This is a genomic window from Paenibacillus sp. V4I9, assembly GCF_030817295.1.
In the GTDB taxonomy this organism is placed as follows: Bacteria; Bacillota; Bacilli; order Paenibacillales; family NBRC-103111; genus Paenibacillus_E.
Window position 1 is genome coordinate 4056553 of record NZ_JAUSZE010000001.1, and the last position, 18610, is coordinate 4075162.

The 18610-nt window shown below is 38.6% G+C and carries 17 protein-coding genes; 1 reads left to right on the plus strand and 16 read right to left on the minus strand.

Going from position 1 to position 18610, the window contains the following annotated elements:
• Positions 1-368: 368 nt before the first annotated feature.
• The 14 genes from QFZ81_RS19110 to ltrA (QFZ81_RS19175) form a co-directional block, all read right to left on the minus strand.
• Positions 369-938, minus strand: coding sequence for a hypothetical protein (locus QFZ81_RS19110; protein ID WP_307601736.1), 570 nt, complete (start codon positions 936-938; stop codon positions 369-371).
• Between the two features lie 74 nt (positions 939-1012).
• Positions 1013-1795, minus strand: coding sequence for an SDR family oxidoreductase (locus tag QFZ81_RS19115; RefSeq protein WP_307604106.1), 783 nt, complete (start codon positions 1793-1795; stop codon positions 1013-1015).
• Between the two features lie 366 nt (positions 1796-2161).
• On the minus strand, positions 2162-3394 hold the full coding sequence (locus tag QFZ81_RS19120; RefSeq protein WP_307604108.1) for an MFS transporter: 1233 nt from the start codon (positions 3392-3394) through the stop codon (positions 2162-2164).
• A 299-nt stretch (positions 3395-3693) separates the two neighbouring features.
• Positions 3694-4362 carry a DUF2625 family protein gene (locus QFZ81_RS19125; protein ID WP_307604110.1) on the minus strand — a complete coding sequence of 223 codons (669 nt, stop codon included), beginning with the start codon at positions 4360-4362 and terminating at the stop codon, positions 3694-3696.
• 253 nt (positions 4363-4615) lie between these two features.
• Positions 4616-4999: a hypothetical protein gene (locus QFZ81_RS19130; RefSeq protein ID WP_307604112.1), complete on the minus strand. Its 384-nt coding sequence runs from the start codon at positions 4997-4999 to the stop codon at positions 4616-4618.
• A gap of 229 nt (positions 5000-5228) precedes the next feature.
• Positions 5229-7376, minus strand: a complete 2148-nt coding sequence (locus tag QFZ81_RS19135) for a S9 family peptidase (protein WP_307604113.1) — start codon at positions 7374-7376, stop codon at positions 5229-5231.
• A gap of 226 nt (positions 7377-7602) precedes the next feature.
• Positions 7603-8073, minus strand: a complete 471-nt coding sequence (locus QFZ81_RS19140) for a phosphotransferase enzyme family protein (protein ID WP_307604115.1) — start codon at positions 8071-8073, stop codon at positions 7603-7605.
• A 20-nt stretch (positions 8074-8093) separates the two neighbouring features.
• Positions 8094-8324: a hypothetical protein gene (locus QFZ81_RS19145; protein ID WP_307604117.1), complete on the minus strand. Its 231-nt coding sequence runs from the start codon at positions 8322-8324 to the stop codon at positions 8094-8096.
• A gap of 165 nt (positions 8325-8489) precedes the next feature.
• Positions 8490-9224, minus strand: coding sequence for a stalk domain-containing protein (locus tag QFZ81_RS19150; RefSeq protein ID WP_307604119.1), 735 nt, complete (start codon positions 9222-9224; stop codon positions 8490-8492).
• Positions 9225-9673: 449 nt separating this feature from the next.
• Entirely contained in the window at positions 9674-10228 is a 555-nt protein-coding gene (locus QFZ81_RS19155; protein ID WP_307604121.1) for a hypothetical protein, read from the minus strand.
• Positions 10229-10704: 476 nt separating this feature from the next.
• A complete protein-coding gene (gene spoIIP / locus QFZ81_RS19160) occupies positions 10705-11622 on the minus strand; it encodes a stage II sporulation protein P (RefSeq protein WP_307604124.1) in 918 nt (305 codons plus the stop codon).
• Complete coding sequence (locus QFZ81_RS19165; RefSeq protein WP_307604126.1) at positions 11619-12185, minus strand: RNA polymerase sigma factor; 567 nt, start codon at positions 12183-12185, stop codon at positions 11619-11621. The genes spoIIP and QFZ81_RS19165 overlap by 4 nt, the downstream gene beginning before the upstream one ends.
• Positions 12186-12421: 236 nt before the next feature.
• Complete coding sequence (locus tag QFZ81_RS19170; protein WP_307604129.1) at positions 12422-12976, minus strand: hypothetical protein; 555 nt, start codon at positions 12974-12976, stop codon at positions 12422-12424.
• A gap of 176 nt (positions 12977-13152) precedes the next feature.
• The gene (ltrA, locus tag QFZ81_RS19175; RefSeq protein WP_307604131.1) at positions 13153-14526 is read right to left on the minus strand and encodes a group II intron reverse transcriptase/maturase; all 1374 of its coding nucleotides are present in this window, start codon (positions 14524-14526) and stop codon (positions 13153-13155) included.
• Positions 14527-15138: 612 nt separating this feature from the next.
• Here ltrA (QFZ81_RS19175) and QFZ81_RS19180 point away from each other — a divergent pair.
• Positions 15139-15564 carry a DUF3888 domain-containing protein gene (locus tag QFZ81_RS19180; RefSeq protein ID WP_307448893.1) on the plus strand — a complete coding sequence of 142 codons (426 nt, stop codon included), beginning with the start codon at positions 15139-15141 and terminating at the stop codon, positions 15562-15564.
• A gap of 161 nt (positions 15565-15725) precedes the next feature.
• Here the strand turns inward: QFZ81_RS19180 and QFZ81_RS19185 are convergent, their stop codons facing one another.
• Together QFZ81_RS19185 and ltrA (QFZ81_RS19190) are read right to left on the minus strand one after the other, a co-directional pair.
• On the minus strand, positions 15726-16529 hold the full coding sequence (locus QFZ81_RS19185; RefSeq protein ID WP_307604133.1) for a class I SAM-dependent methyltransferase: 804 nt from the start codon (positions 16527-16529) through the stop codon (positions 15726-15728).
• Positions 16530-16785: 256 nt separating this feature from the next.
• Complete coding sequence (gene ltrA, locus QFZ81_RS19190; RefSeq protein WP_307604135.1) at positions 16786-18198, minus strand: group II intron reverse transcriptase/maturase; 1413 nt, start codon at positions 18196-18198, stop codon at positions 16786-16788.
• Positions 18199-18610: the final 412 nt, after the last annotated feature.

Sequence of the window (18610 nt, forward strand, 5' to 3'; positions counted from 1 at the left end):
CACCGAGTACCGAGATTTTTCCGCTTTAGGGCATAGACCCGTTCCGTTAACGATGATCGGACTCCACACCTTGGAAAGATAGGACGAAGGAATGTGAGGGTAAAGACCCGTCGAGATTTGGGAGAGTGAATCCCCAAGGACCTTGTGGAGAGAAGTGTGCAGTATAACTTTTTTATGGAAGATGTTGTAAAAATGATCAGCACCTTCTGTTCCCGCATGCGCACTAACGGAACTGCCTGCCACACACTACCCAAACACCTGAACTCCTATTTAACATGCATATTGAAATCCTGCGAATGAGCGAGCATTCGTGAGAAAATCCCTATTCTCTGAGGGAGTTGAATGAATCTTCCTGTCTTTACACCAATTCACTTCTTCGAATAGTTATACAAGTTGTATCCTGTGTACTTTATATAAAATCCATTTTGAATACGTTTTTGGTCTAGAGGTTGTATGCCAAAAGAAAAATCAGCACCTGGCCCGATACCTTGCTGTCCTAATGGTATCTTGTTTCTATCCTTATCATAAATAGTTATTTCTCCTGGTGATGGAGATGAGATAGTACCATCTTCATTAAAAATTCCATTATACAAAAATTCTCCCGCCTTATATTTCATGTTAAATTCTGCATGAAAACTAAAGTAAATGTCATTGCCTCTGTTCCATACATTGTTTAGAAGAATAGTTGTGTTGTGTGTTTCAAGAAGCTTCTCATTTAATTCTTTTTGCTCATTTGGTTTAAATGGAATCCACTCAGGTTTAATAAATACCTCTATTGGTACTTGTTCTTGTTGATTAACCAATGTGTATCCATCACGGCTTGTAACGTTATCTAAGATGGCTTGCTCGGTATACTTTAAACTGTAATACCTGTAGAACATTATAAGCATGGCTACTAATACTAAAGTAACTGCAAATAATTTTCTTCTTGTATTCATGCCTCCTCCTCCTATCTAAAAGACCGTCGTTTCCAATTATACCCTATACGTCATTACAATGAATTTGTTATCCGTTAGTTGAATCCACCCGTGGAATGTAATACTTGGCCGGTAATCCACTCCCCATCATCGGTGGCTAAGAATGCAACCAGACGAGCTGCATCCTTTGGCAATCCTACTCTACCTGTTACAAATTGCTTAGATAGCTGCTGTCGTAGGTCAGGAGTCATCCAGCCAGTGTCAGTGGGTCCAGGATTAACCGCATTGACGGTGATGCCTTTCGGTCCCACCTCTGCTGCAAAAGTGCATGTGAAAGCATCAATTGCCCCTTTCGTCGTGGCATAAGAGATTTCACCAGCCATGGGACCTAGTGATTGGCCCGATGTCATATTAATAACTCGGCCACCTGCCGATTGCGTAAACCGTCTAGCGAATTCCACACTAAGCATAGTTACCGCCCTAACATTAATTGCGTAGTGTGCATCCAAAGAATCTGGGGTAATCGTGGTTAAGTCATCGTTAACTGAATAACAAGCATTGTTGACAAGAATGGAAGGTTCTCCTAGCTTCTGCTCAACGTTATTTAATAAGTCCACAAAGCTTTCAGGTACAGAAAGATCCATCCTTAGGTGTTCGCAACGAACGCCCATGGAGCGTATTTCCTCACAAAGTTGCTCATGCTCCTCGTTATTGCTACCCCAGGGCATCTGTTGATCGTAACTAACCCAGTGTGTAAAAAATACATCAGCACCTAGATAGGCCAACTCTTTGCAAACTGCAGCACCGATTCCCGCGCTTCGACTTGCACCTGTAACTATTGCGATTCGACCTGTTAATCTGCCAGGTGTAATATTCATGGGTCTTTTCTCTCCCTTTTGTTTTGAAGGTGCATTAAATTGCGGTGATTGTTGTGCAAATTTGCCCGACCGTACCGGCAGCTTCGTCATTCAACAAAAGTTTCTCGTTAGCCAACCATGCCCCTCATTGGGCACCACGGAATAATGAAAATTCACATATTAATCGGCTACTTTCAGGGTAGTTTAATGATTAATGCCATGCCGACCTTCTACCTGTGATACGGCTCACAGTAATGTAACCAAACACAAAGTGCAATTTGACCACAAAGTATATATCTGTATCATTCACAATTATTCAATATTCATCATATTTAGGACTATAACACTGCTGCGCGGCAAGCTCCTCCACTATAGTTACTAGACAAATTAACTTATTGTTGACCCCTTATTATCGTATTTGGTTGACGAAATGCCCTTTAGAGAGAAGAAAGCCACTCCAACCAATAATACAGCCGAACAATAATATAAAGTAGTTAGACCAAAATACTCATCAATGGGTGAAGCTATTAAGGGACCAAGAGCCGCACCAAGGTCTACCATTATAATATATGCTGTCATTGTTGAAGCTCTATCTTGAGGTAGAGCTGAAGCAGTATCTGCCGCTAAGGCATCAGACATCGTTGATGATATTGTGGATGTAAGCTGTAGAAGAATGAGCAGTGTTACCCATAAATAAAATGGAAGTTGCAATGTCACAATAATTAAGAGTACCACTGCGAATAAAATCCCTACTAGAAACATGGGTTTTCTACCTCGTTTTTCATCAGTGTATTTACCAATACGCGGTGACAAGAATGGTTCCCAACCAGACCTAAATGCTTGTATTACACCCGCTATGGTTGCCGCACCTAAAGCAAACCCCCATACTGTAAATTGATTTGGTAGATGCGCCTCAATCATTCGACTAAGCGTAAAAGCTAATATACCAAAAAAAACCATATTAACAAAAAAACCAGTTAACAAGACTATGGCAACTTGCTTGTTCTTCATTAAATCTATGATTCGTGTACCCGATTGTTTATCCAGAGGTTGCGTAATGCCACTTGGGATATAACGAAATATGAACGGAACACAAAGTAGAGAAAGTCCACCAAATATAAGTGATACTGGACCAAGTCCGACTGCTTCAACAAGCAGACCACCCAAAAGAGCACCACCGAGATGTCCTAGCCCCCATAACCCATTATATAATCCCATCATCTCGCCACGATTATTATCATTTGAAACATCCAAAACAGTTAGAAGACCGCCTAGCCTCAGAAACGACCAAGCAACGCCCCATAAACATCGCACAATGAATAGTAAAAAAAATCCACTTGTATAACCGTATGAAATTGTGCTGATTACGGCTAATGAAACTGCAATAAGTAATCCAGTCCGCTTATCAATACGGCTGTAGCACCAATTGACAATGGGACTTAGTGGCAGACGTAAGAAGCGATTGATAGAGAGCAGGACTCCTGCTTGCCAAAGTCCAGTCAGTCCAAAATTTTGCCAATAGAGCGGCATTACTACATAAAGCATGGCATTACCTAAGAGACAAATTGCGGTTATCAAAGCAATTACAATTACAGCTCTTTTATTTTCTCTATTCGGCATTTCAAAGCTCCTTATCATCTACATTTGCAGTATTTATACACAATTTTTTTATTATCTTCACCTCGACATTGTACTACAATATGGAAATAAATAGTTATTTTCGATAAAAATTTATATGTCACAAATCCAGACTATGTCCTTATTAATTAAAAATAGGATTCCTTATATTCTCGTTATACTATAAATAGCAGACGTTGTTGTTACACTATGCTGAGGGAGCGTAACAAAAGGCTGCCAGCGGCAGCCCATATAATATTGAACTATAGTTTCCGCAATGGATCTTTAATAGAAGTGGTTCTTTATTCTGTACCTAATTGCTCTCTAAAATGTAAATTAAGTCCCCAAAGCTCTTCTAATGGTACTGCTTTTTTTGAACATTTTTCAATTCCACTTTCCTTTGCTTCATTAGACCAAAGATAGGGGTAAATAGAAATGCCCTGATTCCCATCCAGTGTAGGAACAATGGTTTCCCATTTATTCCATCTAAATGGTTCGTAGAATCCCGACAAATCCCCCGTACAAGACCAATTCAGAAAATCAGTATACCCCATCTCTAAACTTTCCCACGCTAACGTATCAGGAGCAAGATAAAAAATTTCTCCTTTACCTTCATCAAAGAAACCGCCATTTAAAGCAAAGAAACCGCCAATCACATCATCGGCAACCAATAAGGCATTGTCCAACTTGCATTTTTCAGTCCATGATGTAATTGTTCTTGGTAAATTATCATGACCTGAACCTAAAAAACGAAGCCATCCTTGTTGAAGTAAAATACCACCTGTTGAATATGCGACCGCACCAAGGGTTGATTTTGTTGTTACTTGCAGGCGAAATAATTCTTTTTCGCTTTGTTCTTTTAGAGAGGGGAGAATAACTGCTCCATTACAATTGTTAGATTCAAAAATCCATTGTTTTATCATGAAAAGTGCTGATTCATCTTCAAATACAAGTTCATTTAGCGGCTTCATGAGTAAACTCCTCTAAAATATTTTCATTCTTTAATACACAAAACAGACAACTTATTTAATAATAACTTTATCTGCCTCTTACTACACTAAACCCCCGTTACTTCAACAGACAAAGGCAGCCGATCGTGTGCCGGCTGCCGTCATCTCGTGATTGAACTATCGTTCCTCGTTAGCTCAACGCAGACTGCCTCGCACCAATTTTTCCTTCTCCATGCTTGCACTATTTCCCTCATTACTAACGGTACGGTTTATATCATCTCCTAACACACCTAATAAATGGAGTAATTGCAAAACAATCCTCTAAATCCTCATTTTCTAGTGACCAATATAATATTGTATTTGTATGGATAGATATATCTTTTAAAAGTAGCTCTTTTGCTTTTCTCAATATTGATTCATCAACATCACCCTTTTCAATAGCATCATTGAGTGAACCAATAATTATGATCATCAAAGCAAATTTTTCTTCTTCGTTAAGACTTGAACTTTCATAAAAAGAAAGAAATTCATCTATTCTTGTATCATCTGCCACTTCGTATTCCCAATCTTGGGTAAATGATCCTGGTTTAGGTAAACTCAATTTTTCAACAAGATTTTCAATGGCTTCCCTCGTTACGTACTTTGGATAATTTTCCAATTACTCTCCTCCTACTAATAAAAATTCGTTTGGATATGAGAATATTCGGGTATAATGGCACCCCATTTGTTGGCTCTTAGTACCATTATTATACTTCACTTTTTGAGCCAATCACCACGCTAAACTGCCCGTTAGCTGAGCGAAGGGCCGCCACTCTGCAACCCTTCTGGTATTTATATATCGTTCCTCGTTTGTTTAACAACAAAAGGCTACTTTTGAAAAGGTTATGTCAAAGAAATCTTTTATACCAAGTAAACATACGGTCATAATAATCAATTAAATTATCTTTACTCCATGTTCCTTGCCAGTGTTCCTCATCATAAAGCACCATCTCAGCATTTTTATTTAGTCTACGTAACGCGGAAAAAATAGGTCCTGCTTCAGTGTTACATAAAGAGTCCCGAGTTCCTTGAAAAATTAATACTGGAGTTTGAATTTTGTCAAAACTGAAAAGAGGAGAGTTTCGAATATAACGTTCCCTATCTTGCCAAAGCGTTGCTCCCATATTTCCTTGACCATCTTCTGTCCATCCAAACCTAAATTCGGGTGCTTCGGAATTAAATTGAGTGTAAAAACTTATTAGACTTCCAATACCTGCTGAAATTACAGCTGCCTTAAAATGTTGGAGTTTTGTAATCGCCGCTAAGGCTGAATAACCACCAAATGAGTGTCCAATAATTCCAATACGATTAAAGTCTATGTCAGGGTGTTTAAAAAGTTCATTTAATGCATCCTCCAACACCTCTACTAACTCATTTAGTGGCTCATGTTTTCGTTCTAGAGGAAGATCGGGGAGATATACAGCATATCCTCGCGATGCAAATAATTGATGATTATCAACTGTACTACTACTTAAACCAAATAACCGCAAATTTTTCGATTGCTCAGCTCCGCCATAGACTCGGACAATAACAGGAACTGGTCCTTTTATTACAGGAGGTAATAAAAGCGCCCCTCTGAGTTTCTTTTCTGCTTTAACCCAGGTAAGCAACTGTGAATTACCCAGTTTAGTTTTAGGTACTTTGGACAATTCAACTAGAGAATTATGGCGAAGAGTTTTATAATTGAATCCTCTTATTGACGGTGGTTCATTTGCTGATTGTGCTACATACACAAGAAGATTTTCACCAATAGTCGCTCCACCTTCGAACCAAGGTAAGTGCTTATAAGGTTCCTCAAACACTCTATTTATTACTTCAGTCTCAAGATTTATCATCCAAAAGCCGCAAATGTCATTTGAATTTTCAATGGTTTGAACAACTATGCTATTCGTTCCGTTCGACGTTAGTGGCATTGCAGAAATAATCTCACGCTCGATATTTTCTCCTATTTTTTTAACACTTTTTTCTGTCCCTCTATAGCGCCATAACGCACCTTTTGCTACCATAACCAAATCTCCATTACTTAAAGATATAGGACTATCATATGACCGTCCAAAGCCAGTTTCGGCAAGAAGCCTAATGGGTTTTAACGGATACGCAATATTTACTGACCATAATTCACCCTCTGTTTTGGGACCGCTGGATGTGTAATAGACAGAGTTATTGTTTATCGCCCAAGTGAACGTCAATCCATACTCCATGCGAATTTCGCTGACTGCACGAAAAGGTTTTTCCAAGTAATCATCAATTGGGCAGACCCACAAATCATAAATCATTTGCTGTGTATCTTTACTTTCTTGCCCTATACAATTTGTAAAGGCAAGATACTTTCCGTCATTTGAAACAGCCATACCAAATGGTCTTAAGCCGATACATAATGGAACAGACCTTCCGCTATTAATGTCAACTTTTACAATGTCACCACGATATCGTTCGGTCCAATTATGTTGGTCATTATTCTCAGGATTCTCTTTAAGTGTAGAATAAACAACGACTCTAGATTTTTTTTCTTTACTTTCATTTGATTTTGACATTGATGAGGAAAAATCGAATCCATTTATATCTGCCGTCGGCTTAGATTTTACGAGTATATACCTACCATCCAATGTCCATATTGGTTTTTCAAACCCGAAAAATGGACATACAATATCCGTAGACGCGCGTTTTAATGTCCTTGTGATAGTAGACCACAGCCATAGTTGCGCAGCACCATCTATGTCGGAAAAGAATGCTAAAGTTTCCCCATCTGGGGACCATTCCCCAGACCAACTACTATTGGCTGTAGGAGCAATTGGAAATGCTTCTCCAGTGTTTAAATCGCAGACCCACTGAGAATTCCCCTGAACTGCCATTGATACGCCTTGAGAGATTTTTTCATTACTTAACCCGTTTAAAGTAAAAGCCAACCAACGACCATCGCATGATAATTCCAAAGGTACTCTGTCTGCTAGTTCTTTAATATTTAAACACTCTTCAACCGATATAAAGTTGGACATGAAATCCTCCTTAAAATGGTTCACCAATTATTAGCGCATAGCAAAGAGATTTCCTCACCATATTCTTATGTGTAGTTCTATTATAATAGCCCATAGACTATTTTCCAGTGAGCTCTCCATTGAACTCGTTCTTTGCTAAAGTTCTTCGTTCATGAGTCTATAACTTTTTGTCCTTTCCTTCTTTTGCGGCAGCCTCATTTTGTAGTTATTTAACTAACGTTCTGCGTTAGTTGAACGGTCTTTCAAATAACATATTCAGTGTATCTATTGCATTTGTAACAACTCCCCTAATTTGCTCTTCTGGACTACCTTCAGATTTCATCATGTCCAAAATATCTTTGCTCTTTCTCAGTAAAAGCACATCAGAGTAAATATCGATGCTTTTCTCTTCTAACAGGCTAAGTGGCCTTATTAATTGATAGCCCTCCAAGATTTGATTATAAATTCGTTGATTAAAACAAAGCTTTGTTACGGCTAAATCATGTATCCTCCATCCGTATGCACAGTGGTCGAAATCGAAAATTTTAAAACCATGTTCTGGACTATAGTGAACGTTAGACAGATTTAAGTCTCCATGAATTAATCCAAATGCCTCATTGCCTGAAGGAAGTTGACTTAAATGCTCATGCATGAGTTTTGAACGAGTTTTGAAAAAGGATATATCGGATAATTTTAAGATTCCGATATACTTTTCCAAAGTTTCTAATGGCTCCTTTATCAAATAAGCTTGATCAATCTTAATACGAGAGTTAATCCAATAGTAAATCCATATCCAGAAGAACCTTCAAAAGCTAACAAAACAATTACTCCAAACAGTATTATTTGAACACCTAAAAGTTGAACTTGAAGAGCACTTGGATTGATATAGTCCAATAGTACCCCTGCATGAAAGATTGCAATAAATATTAGAATTAGAACGATTAAACACACTAAGCCAAAACTAACCATCTTGACCTCCTCTAAATTCAAACAAATGCTTTCAACCACACCATTTCCCTAAAAATCTTCTTAAGTATATTCGTTTAAAGTATTTTTTTCCTACATATTATTAATTTGTAACAATAAAAGCCACATGGATGAAATACTCCAATGTGGCTTTTACGATTTTAGATATTAGTTCAAAACAGGATTAATCAAATCTACGGTTGGGTATTCAAAGCTATTAGTCCCCCCACTACTAACCTCAATGTTTAACTCAGTAACTCCTTTTACATTTATAGTAATAGCCTCTTGAATTGAGCCTTTACTTAATAAAAAAGAATTAATAACCTTACCGTCCTGATTTGTGAAAGCTACAGTCCTTGATTCATCTGATTCAGCTTTTACATCATCCATACCAATGCTAAATGTCAGCTTTGAATATTGTGCATTTAGATTATATGTAAATTTCAAATTAAGATCTTTAGTATCATGAAAATCATTATGCTCTGTATAAAACTTAAAGCCTTTCGAACCGTATGATTTTCCATTGATGGTCATCGGTTGGTTTTGTGAAACTGCATAGACAGCATAACCCTCATTTCCATTTTTCACGCTATTTGGAACTGAAAGAGGGGTACCCTCAATTTTCCCTCCAATAATAACAGCAGTATTAGCACCATCCCAATTTACATCTACACCAAGTAGATCACCGACAGCTTTTAGTGGCACATATGTACGTCCGTTTGCAATAAATGGTTTTAGATCATCCTCTTGTGGAGTCTTATCAATGCCATTTTGCATAAGCTTAACACCGAAAAAAGCATCTAGCTTTACTGCATCAGCGGCATAAGCTATACCACTTGTTAAGAGCGCACAGCAACTAAAACCTAAAACAAATCCTTTCATACTCTTGAAATTACCTTTCATTCAAACATCTCCTAGTGTAGTTTAGTAAATATGTCTCATATTCTCTTCTACATAATACAAACACTCTCCTGCATTTTAGTTATGCAAGGTTTTGTGGTGCCGTTCGGAGTATCGTTTCTCCGTTAGTGAAGTTGTGAATTTTTTTAGATATACAGAATATTTTTTCCACCATAACAATTTATATCATATATTGGAAATTATTTTATTATACCTCTTCAAATTTTCAAACTTAGTTGGGGGAGAGGAGGTGCATACCCCTTTTCCAAGAAACTAATTGACCTTTTTGGTGTAAACTACCTCCATTACCCACTTAGACAACCAAAAAACCACCATTTCTGGTGGCTAATCTTTAAATATGCGTTCAACTGCTTTCTACTTATCTTCCACACTAGGCATACTATAACGTAGAATCATATCCGCTGAATTTTTTGAGTATTCCCAATAATATGTTAATTTTCTTTCATCCAACCACCTTGAAGCCAATCATAAAGTTCTGGAGATTCTAAACGAAAATGCTTTGACTCATAATTGAAGACGATTTCGCCATTAGCTGGTGTACATCTTTTCGTGCCATAACCTTTATCATCCTTTTTAATGTCACATTTGTATGCAGGCTCAACAACAGCTATTTGCCCACTATTCAAATAGAAACTCAAAATATTAGGATAACCGTGTTTTCCCCAATTAGTTTCTCCATCAACTATTTCAGATGAATTTAACCAACCCATAACTTTGGAAATAACCTTTGTTCCCTTCACTTCCTCTTTCCTAAATGGGTTCAGCTTCTCATTACTCGGTAAACCACCTTCTACTTGTAGCGAATTAACTTTATCCTCATTTAAAAATTGTTGAATTGGTTTTGGCTTCTCATTAGTGCTTACTACTAATTGAACTGTCGTTGTATTTTCATTGGTCTTTATAACTGCTGCTGGAGATTGCGATGTGCAAGCAGCAATTACGGAAATAGACAAATAAGCTAGTAACGTTTGAATAAGGTACTTCATTATAGTTTTATCACCCCAAAACAAGTATTTTTATGCTAGGTGTTTTCATTCTCCTTTTATCAATATATGAAACTAACATAAATAATATTGCATGTGTTTTGTTGTCACGCTTTTCCCCCTATTTACTTAATCCATGATAGCATTCCCAATACAACATAAAAAGGGAAACCGTTATATGTTCAGACGATAGTCACCCTCGCGTTAATATCTATTTATAGAGTAAGGGTAACTGTTTTTTAAAAATTAAACAGGATAAACATAAAAAGCACAACCGATTAGATTGTGCCGTATTTCTATTCAATTCTTATTTAACTATTTTTCATAACCATCTTTTTTCTAATGGTTATTTGTTATTACACCTAGCAGAGTTCCGTTAAAAACACAGATTGGATTAAGTTGTAAAAAAAACATTGCAAAAAGCCACAACCCTTGATTCCATTATTTTAACAAGTTTTATAGGTCCTTGTTGTCTTGTTTCATTCCTTAGTTAAATCAGCTATTGCTTTTGATAACAAATCTACTGCTCTATATTCTTCTTCAAGGCTATTTTCTGGACCACCTATTTCAACTAAAAGAGAATTTGGAAAAAGATCCTGATTATATGATAGGCTTGATTCCGTAGGAGCATCTTTTAATGTTACCTGAGAGGAAAGACCTTGGTATAATGATTCTAATTGGTCATGAAGTTTAGAAGCGAATTTTATATTCTCTTGATAATGTTTATTTGAAATGGATACCACGAATTGGATTTTCGCTATATCAATACCATTAATCTTGGTCGTAGTTTTTTCACGAGGTAAAGAACTTCTATGAATATCAAACACCATTTTGAGTGCGGGATTTGATTTTATAGCGCTAACCATAGTTTCCCTTGATAACCTATAAGAATCTTTATAACTAAAGTTAGGTTCTGAAGCATAATCAGTGCGATCTACAAGCGCTTTTATATTAAAGTCCTCCAGTTTTTCACTGAGATGCTTTCCTACGGATGTAATATTTTTATTAATATCAATGGACTGGGCTTCTTCAGGTGATATTGATTGTAGTTCAGGCACAAAAGACTCACGATTATGAGTGTGGTAAATAAATACTAATGGTTCATTTTTCGCCTCAGTAATAACAGTTTGCTTGGGATTAATTATATTGAGTCCTGCATGAATGGCTGTATTCATTTGATGGATTCCCGAAAAAAAAGTTATCCAAGTAATTAGGATCAAGGAGACTGTTAACCCAGAACTTATAAGATATTTTCTGAAATGGATTGCCTTGTTTCTATTGTTATTTACTATGTATTTCAATTCTTGTCTGGTTTTATGAACAAATTCAATACTTGGATTCATATCTGGAGATTTCTTTAAAATATTAATAATATACTCTTCATCTGGTTGAGTCATATACCAATTTCCCCTTTCATACTCATTGTCAATAATTTTTGGAGCATAGCCACAGCACGATGGTAATCAACTTTAACCTTTGATTCAGAACAATTTAAGATTAAAGCTGTTTCCCTTATTGATAGATCGTTGATAGCCCGAAGAATGAATACTGATCTATAATTAGGTTTTAATTTTGTTAAAGATTCTTGAATAATTTTATTTGTTTCTTTAGTATCTAAGTTTTCTTGAGGTGATCCTGTTTTGGCAACCAATTTGGTAAAAAAGTTATCATTAAATAAGGAGTAAAATTTTTTTCGTCTATAATGATCAATAGCAACGTGCTTAGCAATTGACAAAATCCATGACCGTAATTGAAAATAACGGTTAAAATTAGCAATAGATTTAATAACTTTTATAAATACCTCTTGAGTTAAATCCTCAGCATCACTTTTATTACCTGTAAAGCAAATTAAAAATCCATACACCGATTTATAATGCTCTTCGTAGATGCTATCAATGGTTAGTTCTGTATCAATTTTTCCATCTTTCAATAAACAATAACTAACAGTCTCTGTCTCCATTCAAGTAATCACCTCCATTTGATTTTCAATATATATTCGGATAGGTGGTCTAAAAAGTTACAAATAGTTTAAATTAATATCGTTAGATCGATCTTAACTCTGCATATAACCAATAGCTACAATAGATCAATAGCTTGAATGGGCTTCATTTATTCAAATATGAGCATAAGAAAAGCACAACCGATTTGATTGTGCATGTATATGAAACTTCTCTTTTATTGAACTAACGTTCTGCGTTAGTTTAATGTCTTGCTCATATTAAATGGGATTTCATTTTTATAAGCAGTTGTGTATTTCTCAATTATTTCTATTTTTGCTTCTTCATTTGCAATTAGAATGTCGCCGTAAACAGGTACTAAGGTATTCCAATTCTCTTCCTTCAAATGTTTGGTTACAAATAAATATGATTGTCCTTCGTGAAGTAATTGGTCATTTTCAATTAGAATTAATTCATTTCTTTTGAATCCACCTTGTTGATTTACGATTACTGTTCTGTTAAATTTACCCTTTACATTATCAGACACTTCCACCTTAAACTGAGTTTCAGGCGTGCTATCTAATGATTTAGTTCCATCCTGTTTTATCACTTTCCCGACAAATACATTATCTGCCCACCCGACAAGCCTACGTGTATCGGTTACATCAAAAGCGTTGCTGGATGCGACTGTTCTTATAACAGGATTTTCTGGAGGATTGTTTGTAAAGTAGTTAGGTACAAAAATCGCTAAAGCAATAGAGGCAACTATTATACTGCCTAGAACAAAAGACCACCTACTTTTTGAATATCTCATCTCTACTCCCCCCAGAACGACAGAATATTTCCTTGCTCTTATATTACCATAATTAGGAATTACACGTTACTTCAATAGGCTGCCGCGGATGCTGGTTTGCAAAGAAGTGGTTCTGACTACCACTCTAAACTTCACTTGATTGTAGAGTAGGGGACTGGTTTCCCAGTCCTCCCTCATCAAACCGTACGAGCAGTTTTCCCGCATACGGCTTTCCGATGTTCTTCACCTAGCGCAGTATAGCTGCCCCAAGCACTGATTCGTTTCAGTCCCATACGACCGAATACCTCCGCGACCCTCCTCGGGTGCAGTTGGTTTCGCTTGTGTTTCTTGTTCCAGTACAGTGTCAGTCTCCGGATAATATGCCAGTCAACTTTTGACAGAAATTTGTTCGACATGCCAGGATCTACGCTGCCATAATAGTTCTTCCATCCCTGAATGATGGGATTGAGCTTGTCCATCATCTGCTTTGGTGACCAATAGAGTCGCGCACGTGGTGCAGTTATTTCCTTTATCTTGGCACGCATCTTCTTCATCGCCTTCTTGGATGGAATACTCCGTAGGTCATAAAATTTTCCCGACTTAAACAATTTCGGCATGCGGCGGTGATGGAATCCGAGAAAGTCGAATCCCTCTTTATCCAACCACAGGTTCACAAGCTTGGACTTGTCCGTGTTCATCGTCAATTCCAGTTTCCTGAAAACTGCCTTAAGCACCTGAATGGCTTCCATAGCGTGGGGTTTATTTTCACATAAAATAACTAAATCATCAGCATATCGCACCAATGTGCCAATATGAGAAAATTGCTTTTCCCATAGTGTATCGAGATAGTTCAGGTAGATGTTCGCGAGTAGCGGTGAGATGACTCCACCCTGAGGGCTTCCGATTTCCGTGTTATAAACCTGTCCATCTTTCATGACACCGGCTTTCAGCCACAATCGAATAAGTTTCAACACTCTTCGGTCACTCACACGTTGTTCTACGAGTTTGAGCAATTTGTCATGCGGGATATTGTTAAAGTACCCGGCGATGTCTATATCTACCACCCAGTACACTCTCCCGTAGTTCACCGTCTTGTGTATCCGCTCTATCGCCTGTTTCGCGCTTCGCTTCGGTCGAAACCCAAACGAACAATCTTTGAAATCCGCCTCGAATATTGCCTCAAGGACGATTTTCGTTGCCATTTGTACCAGTCTGTCCTGGATTACGGGTATTCCGAGCGGACGTGTTTTACCATCGCCCTTCGGTATATCCTTCCTCCGAACTGGTTTAGGGCGGTAGACGTTTTCCACCAATTGCCGATGCGTGTCCTTCACGAATTGCTTTTCTCCATACTCCTGTACAATGTGCTGAATAGTCACACCATCGATGCCGGCGCTACCTCGATTTGCTTTGACCCGTTTCCATGCTTCCCACATGACATCTATTCTGTACACTTTGTCGTACAGAGCATGAAACCTGCGCTTGTTACTTGCCTTAGCCGCAAGGTAGAGGGTCCTTTGAAGTTCTTGAACTTTTACTTTTGTGTAGTTAGCAGATTTCACTGCATTCACTCGCTCTTACCTCCATTGTTACCCGTAAACAAAGTAAGGGTGCTTTCCTCCCGCAGGTTATGTTGTCCTGCGTTCTCAGGTACTACCACCCTCTCCGACTCCCTTCTCGCCGCTTACCACTTCACCCTCCGGGCTTATAGGTTTGCGCTTTACGTCATTGTCGTGCGAGGTAGGGTCTCCCTAGTTCCAGACACAACTGTTACTACATGCTGTTCCCCATACACCGGAGGATTCTTCCGCGTTGCTAATCCAAGTTCTTCGCGCGTTCCATGGCCTTCACCGTAGAACACGGGGTTCGGCTTCCTCTTCTCCCTTTCGGGTTGTTTATGACGATGCGGCAGGATTCACTTCATGTTACAGCCTGCAGTTTTGCTTCACCCAAGCTAGGGCTTTTCACAGGGCTTCATCCTTAGGATCTCGCCACCAGATGCCTGCTAGCTACGAGGCGGCTTGGTCCCTACCTCGGTTGGACTTTCACCAACTAGTTGTGCCTAGCTTTGCTAGGCGCACTGTTCCGCTAATCTGCCCGTTAGTTTAGCAAGAAGCCTTATTAATCAAAAACAACCCAACAGGGAAAAGTAATGGTAATCCCATGTAGATGAGGTGTAAGTAATGAGAAAATCAATTATCGCTCTTATTCTAGCCATCACACTTATTATTCCTATTCAAAATAAAACCGTATTAGCAACCAAACCAACCCAAGACTCAACACAGCTTAAGTTGCAGGATATGCTAATGGTATTTTTAACACCATATATTTATAAAGATGTGAGTGAATATTATAAATCGTCATTAAAATTCAATCCGATTATTGAGCCGTGGCGGATTGATGTCATACAAGCTAAAAGAGTCACTGGTTTTCGAGGTTTTGATTTTTCATTAATAATTGAAGTAGAACCTACTGTGGGACAACATGTGCTCGTTGGGAAAGATCGAATTGAATACCAATTATCTTTTGGACCATCTGTTAAATTGATAAAGTTCACCCATTTAACGACATATGAATTGCCTCCAGATTTGAAGGATATCTTGCGGTAGTCGAATAACACACAGCAAAAGCTAAATTGGCTGGTACTGTGTGTTATTTGCCATCTACAATTTATTGTTCAACTGCACTAAATGTCCCGTTAGCACAAAAGGCTGCACGCGGCAGCCTTATTACGTTTGTTCAACTATAGTTCTGCGTTAGCTGAATTAATTTACGAAGCTCTTGCTGTTAATAAGTGATAATAATTAATTATTTTCAGTCCTTTTGAAGTAGCATATTTATTAAAAATTCCCTCTACATCTTTTAAGCATTCCTGCCAAACAACTTCTCTTAGTTTTTGGCTCTGTCCAAAGCATTTTTTAATAAGAACATCTTCTGGTGTAGAAAGGTATTCAATTTCTTCAAGTAGCTCTACTTTAATATCCGTTAAACCACTTTCATGAAGATTAAGTTCACACAATATGTCATTTGCTTCTGGCTTTGGTATTTGGGAATATAGACCTGGGAATAGCTCTCGTAAAGCACCGTGACTGCCAGCATGGTAGAACCCTAAAATTACCCCACCTGCTTTAACAATTCGATTGCCCTCGTGATACCAATCTCTTGGTCCTTTTTTTGTATATGCTACATCGAAATAATCATTTGGAAAGGGCAAATTACCATTTCCATCAATAATCAAAAAGTTGATGTTTTCTACTAATTTAGCTTTGTTCCCCGTTTCAATAAAGCCCTCTACTACATCAATCCCGACAACCTCTCTTGCATTTAATGCAAATTGTAACGCAAATTCACCGTGACCACATCCAACATCCAATAATCGACCTTCATATAAGTATGAAGTTATTTTATCTGCCAATATCATTTCAGCTCTCGGTTCATCAAACGTTGACTTCCAAGGGTATTTATATTCCCCCACTTCTTCGAACAATTGTTTATACCACTCTGGGCTATGGGGTGCTACCCATTCGGGGTGTTTCATTGGGTCAAAAAGTATTTTTTGCATGCCGTCTGACATCTTAATCCCTCCTATTTGAGGTTATTCTTAAATATCTCTTTCCTTAATTACTTTCTGGAACTTTGTGGGAAATCCTTCTGTTGTTTCAAGAATAATTAATTCAGTCATTTCTGCCCAATACTTCAAAGGTACGTAGCTTTCCGCCACGCTCTACTGCCCTTTAGTTTAATCGATCGGGTAGGAGGCTACCCATTAGTTGAGTAGCCGACCTCCCACACCACCGTACGTACCGTTCGGTATACGGCGGTTCCTTAGTTTACGCAGTAACTTGTCGATAATAGTCTGAAAAGAAAAGGAATCCTAAACCTTTAATGGTGTTGTTTCCGAGGGATTTATCGAGGATTGGGCTTTTGGATGTTCTCCAATAGCTCTTTCTTGTGTTTGCAAACTCCCATGCTTTCTGTAGCTGTACTCCGAGTGTTTGCAGCATGTTAAATCTTGTTCTTACCCGTTTCCATTGCTTCCAGTAAATCATACGAATCCGCCTTCTCATCCATTCATCCGTTATTTGGAGAAGTTTCTTCATATCCGCTATTTTAAAGTAGTTTACCCACCCCATAATATAACGTTTCAGGTTTTCTGCTCGTGCCGCATTTCCCATTCCATTGCTTCTTGACGTTAGCGCCTTTATTTTCGCTTTCATCTTTGCTATAGATTTCGGGTGTATTCTGACTCTTGCTTTCCCTCTGTTACGGTAGAATGAAAACCCAAGAAATTTGATCCCTTTCGCTTCATCCACTGTTGTTTTCTCTCGATTCACTTTAAGAAATAACTTCTTCGTGATGAAAGGCAGTATGTTCTCTAATGCCCGTTCTGCACTCCTTCTACTTTTACAAAAGATGAGGAGGTCGTCCGCGTAGCGTACGAATTTATGTCCTCTTTTCTCTAACTCTTTATCCAATTCATTCAGCATGATATTGCTAAGAATTGGACTTAAGTTACCACCTTGCGGTACGCCGACTTCCGTTTCCTCAAAGCGTTGCTTCACAATAACTCCTGATTTCAGGTACTTGTGTATGAGTGAGATGACTCGTCCATCCTTAATGGTTCTCGATAGTACCTCGGCGAGCTTACTTTGGTTCACCGTATCGAAGTATTTCTCTAAGTCCATATCCACCACATATTTGTACCCTTCCCCTATTTGGCTTTGGCTTTTCCTAATCGCATCGTGTGCACTTCTTTTAGGGCGAAAGCCATAGCTGTTTTCAGAGAACTGCTTCTCGTAGATTGGCGTGAGCACCTGAGCGATTGCTTGTTGAACAACTCGATCTACCACGTTTGGAATTCCAAGGTTTCTTTTCTTTCCGTTCTCTTTCGGTATTTCTACCCTTCGAACGGGGCCAGGACGGTATTTTCCATCCAGAATGGATTGCTTGAGTGCCTCTCCGTTTTCTTTGAGATGTTGTAGAAGTTCTTCTACTTTCATCCCATCAATTCCATGAGAGCCCTTGTTTGCTTTGACTTTTTTGAACGCTTGGTTCAAGTTTTCCCTGCTCACAATCTGCTCAAGTAATCCATCCTTCGACTCGTTTGCGTCGGTGTTGTTGTTTTCAGTTATCCTTACAGGACTGTGCACTCCCGCATATCCTTCGTGTTCCGCACTATCTTTCTGCGTGGAGCCTTCCAGTGGAAGTTGGCTGCCCTTTTTTCCTGTTTTGGTAACATTCATTGACTTAACACCTCCTAAAGTTCGGCCCTTCCCTTTTGTCGCCTAGCTACATCAGGTACTATGGCTTCTGCTGACTTCTCATGGCAAATCTTGTTTCAACCGTGATTCCAAATGATCTCCTCACGTCCATGAGATCTCCCACGGTAAGACGATTCACTTTCCTTCCATGTACCCGCATCATCTACATAGGTATGTCCGTGTAGTTTATTGGACTTCATTTTGTTTGGCAAATTTGTCCCATATCCTATGCCTTATGGTGTTCGTGTTCCTCGGGTCGGAAGTTTGCCTCCTGCTTCCTTCAGATTCCACCTCGCGATGGACACCCTTGCTCTTGGCTAGTGGTTGGCAACTACAAGCCTCCACAGTGGACTTTCACCACCAAGTTAATCGCCATGCGTGGCGCACCAAAAGA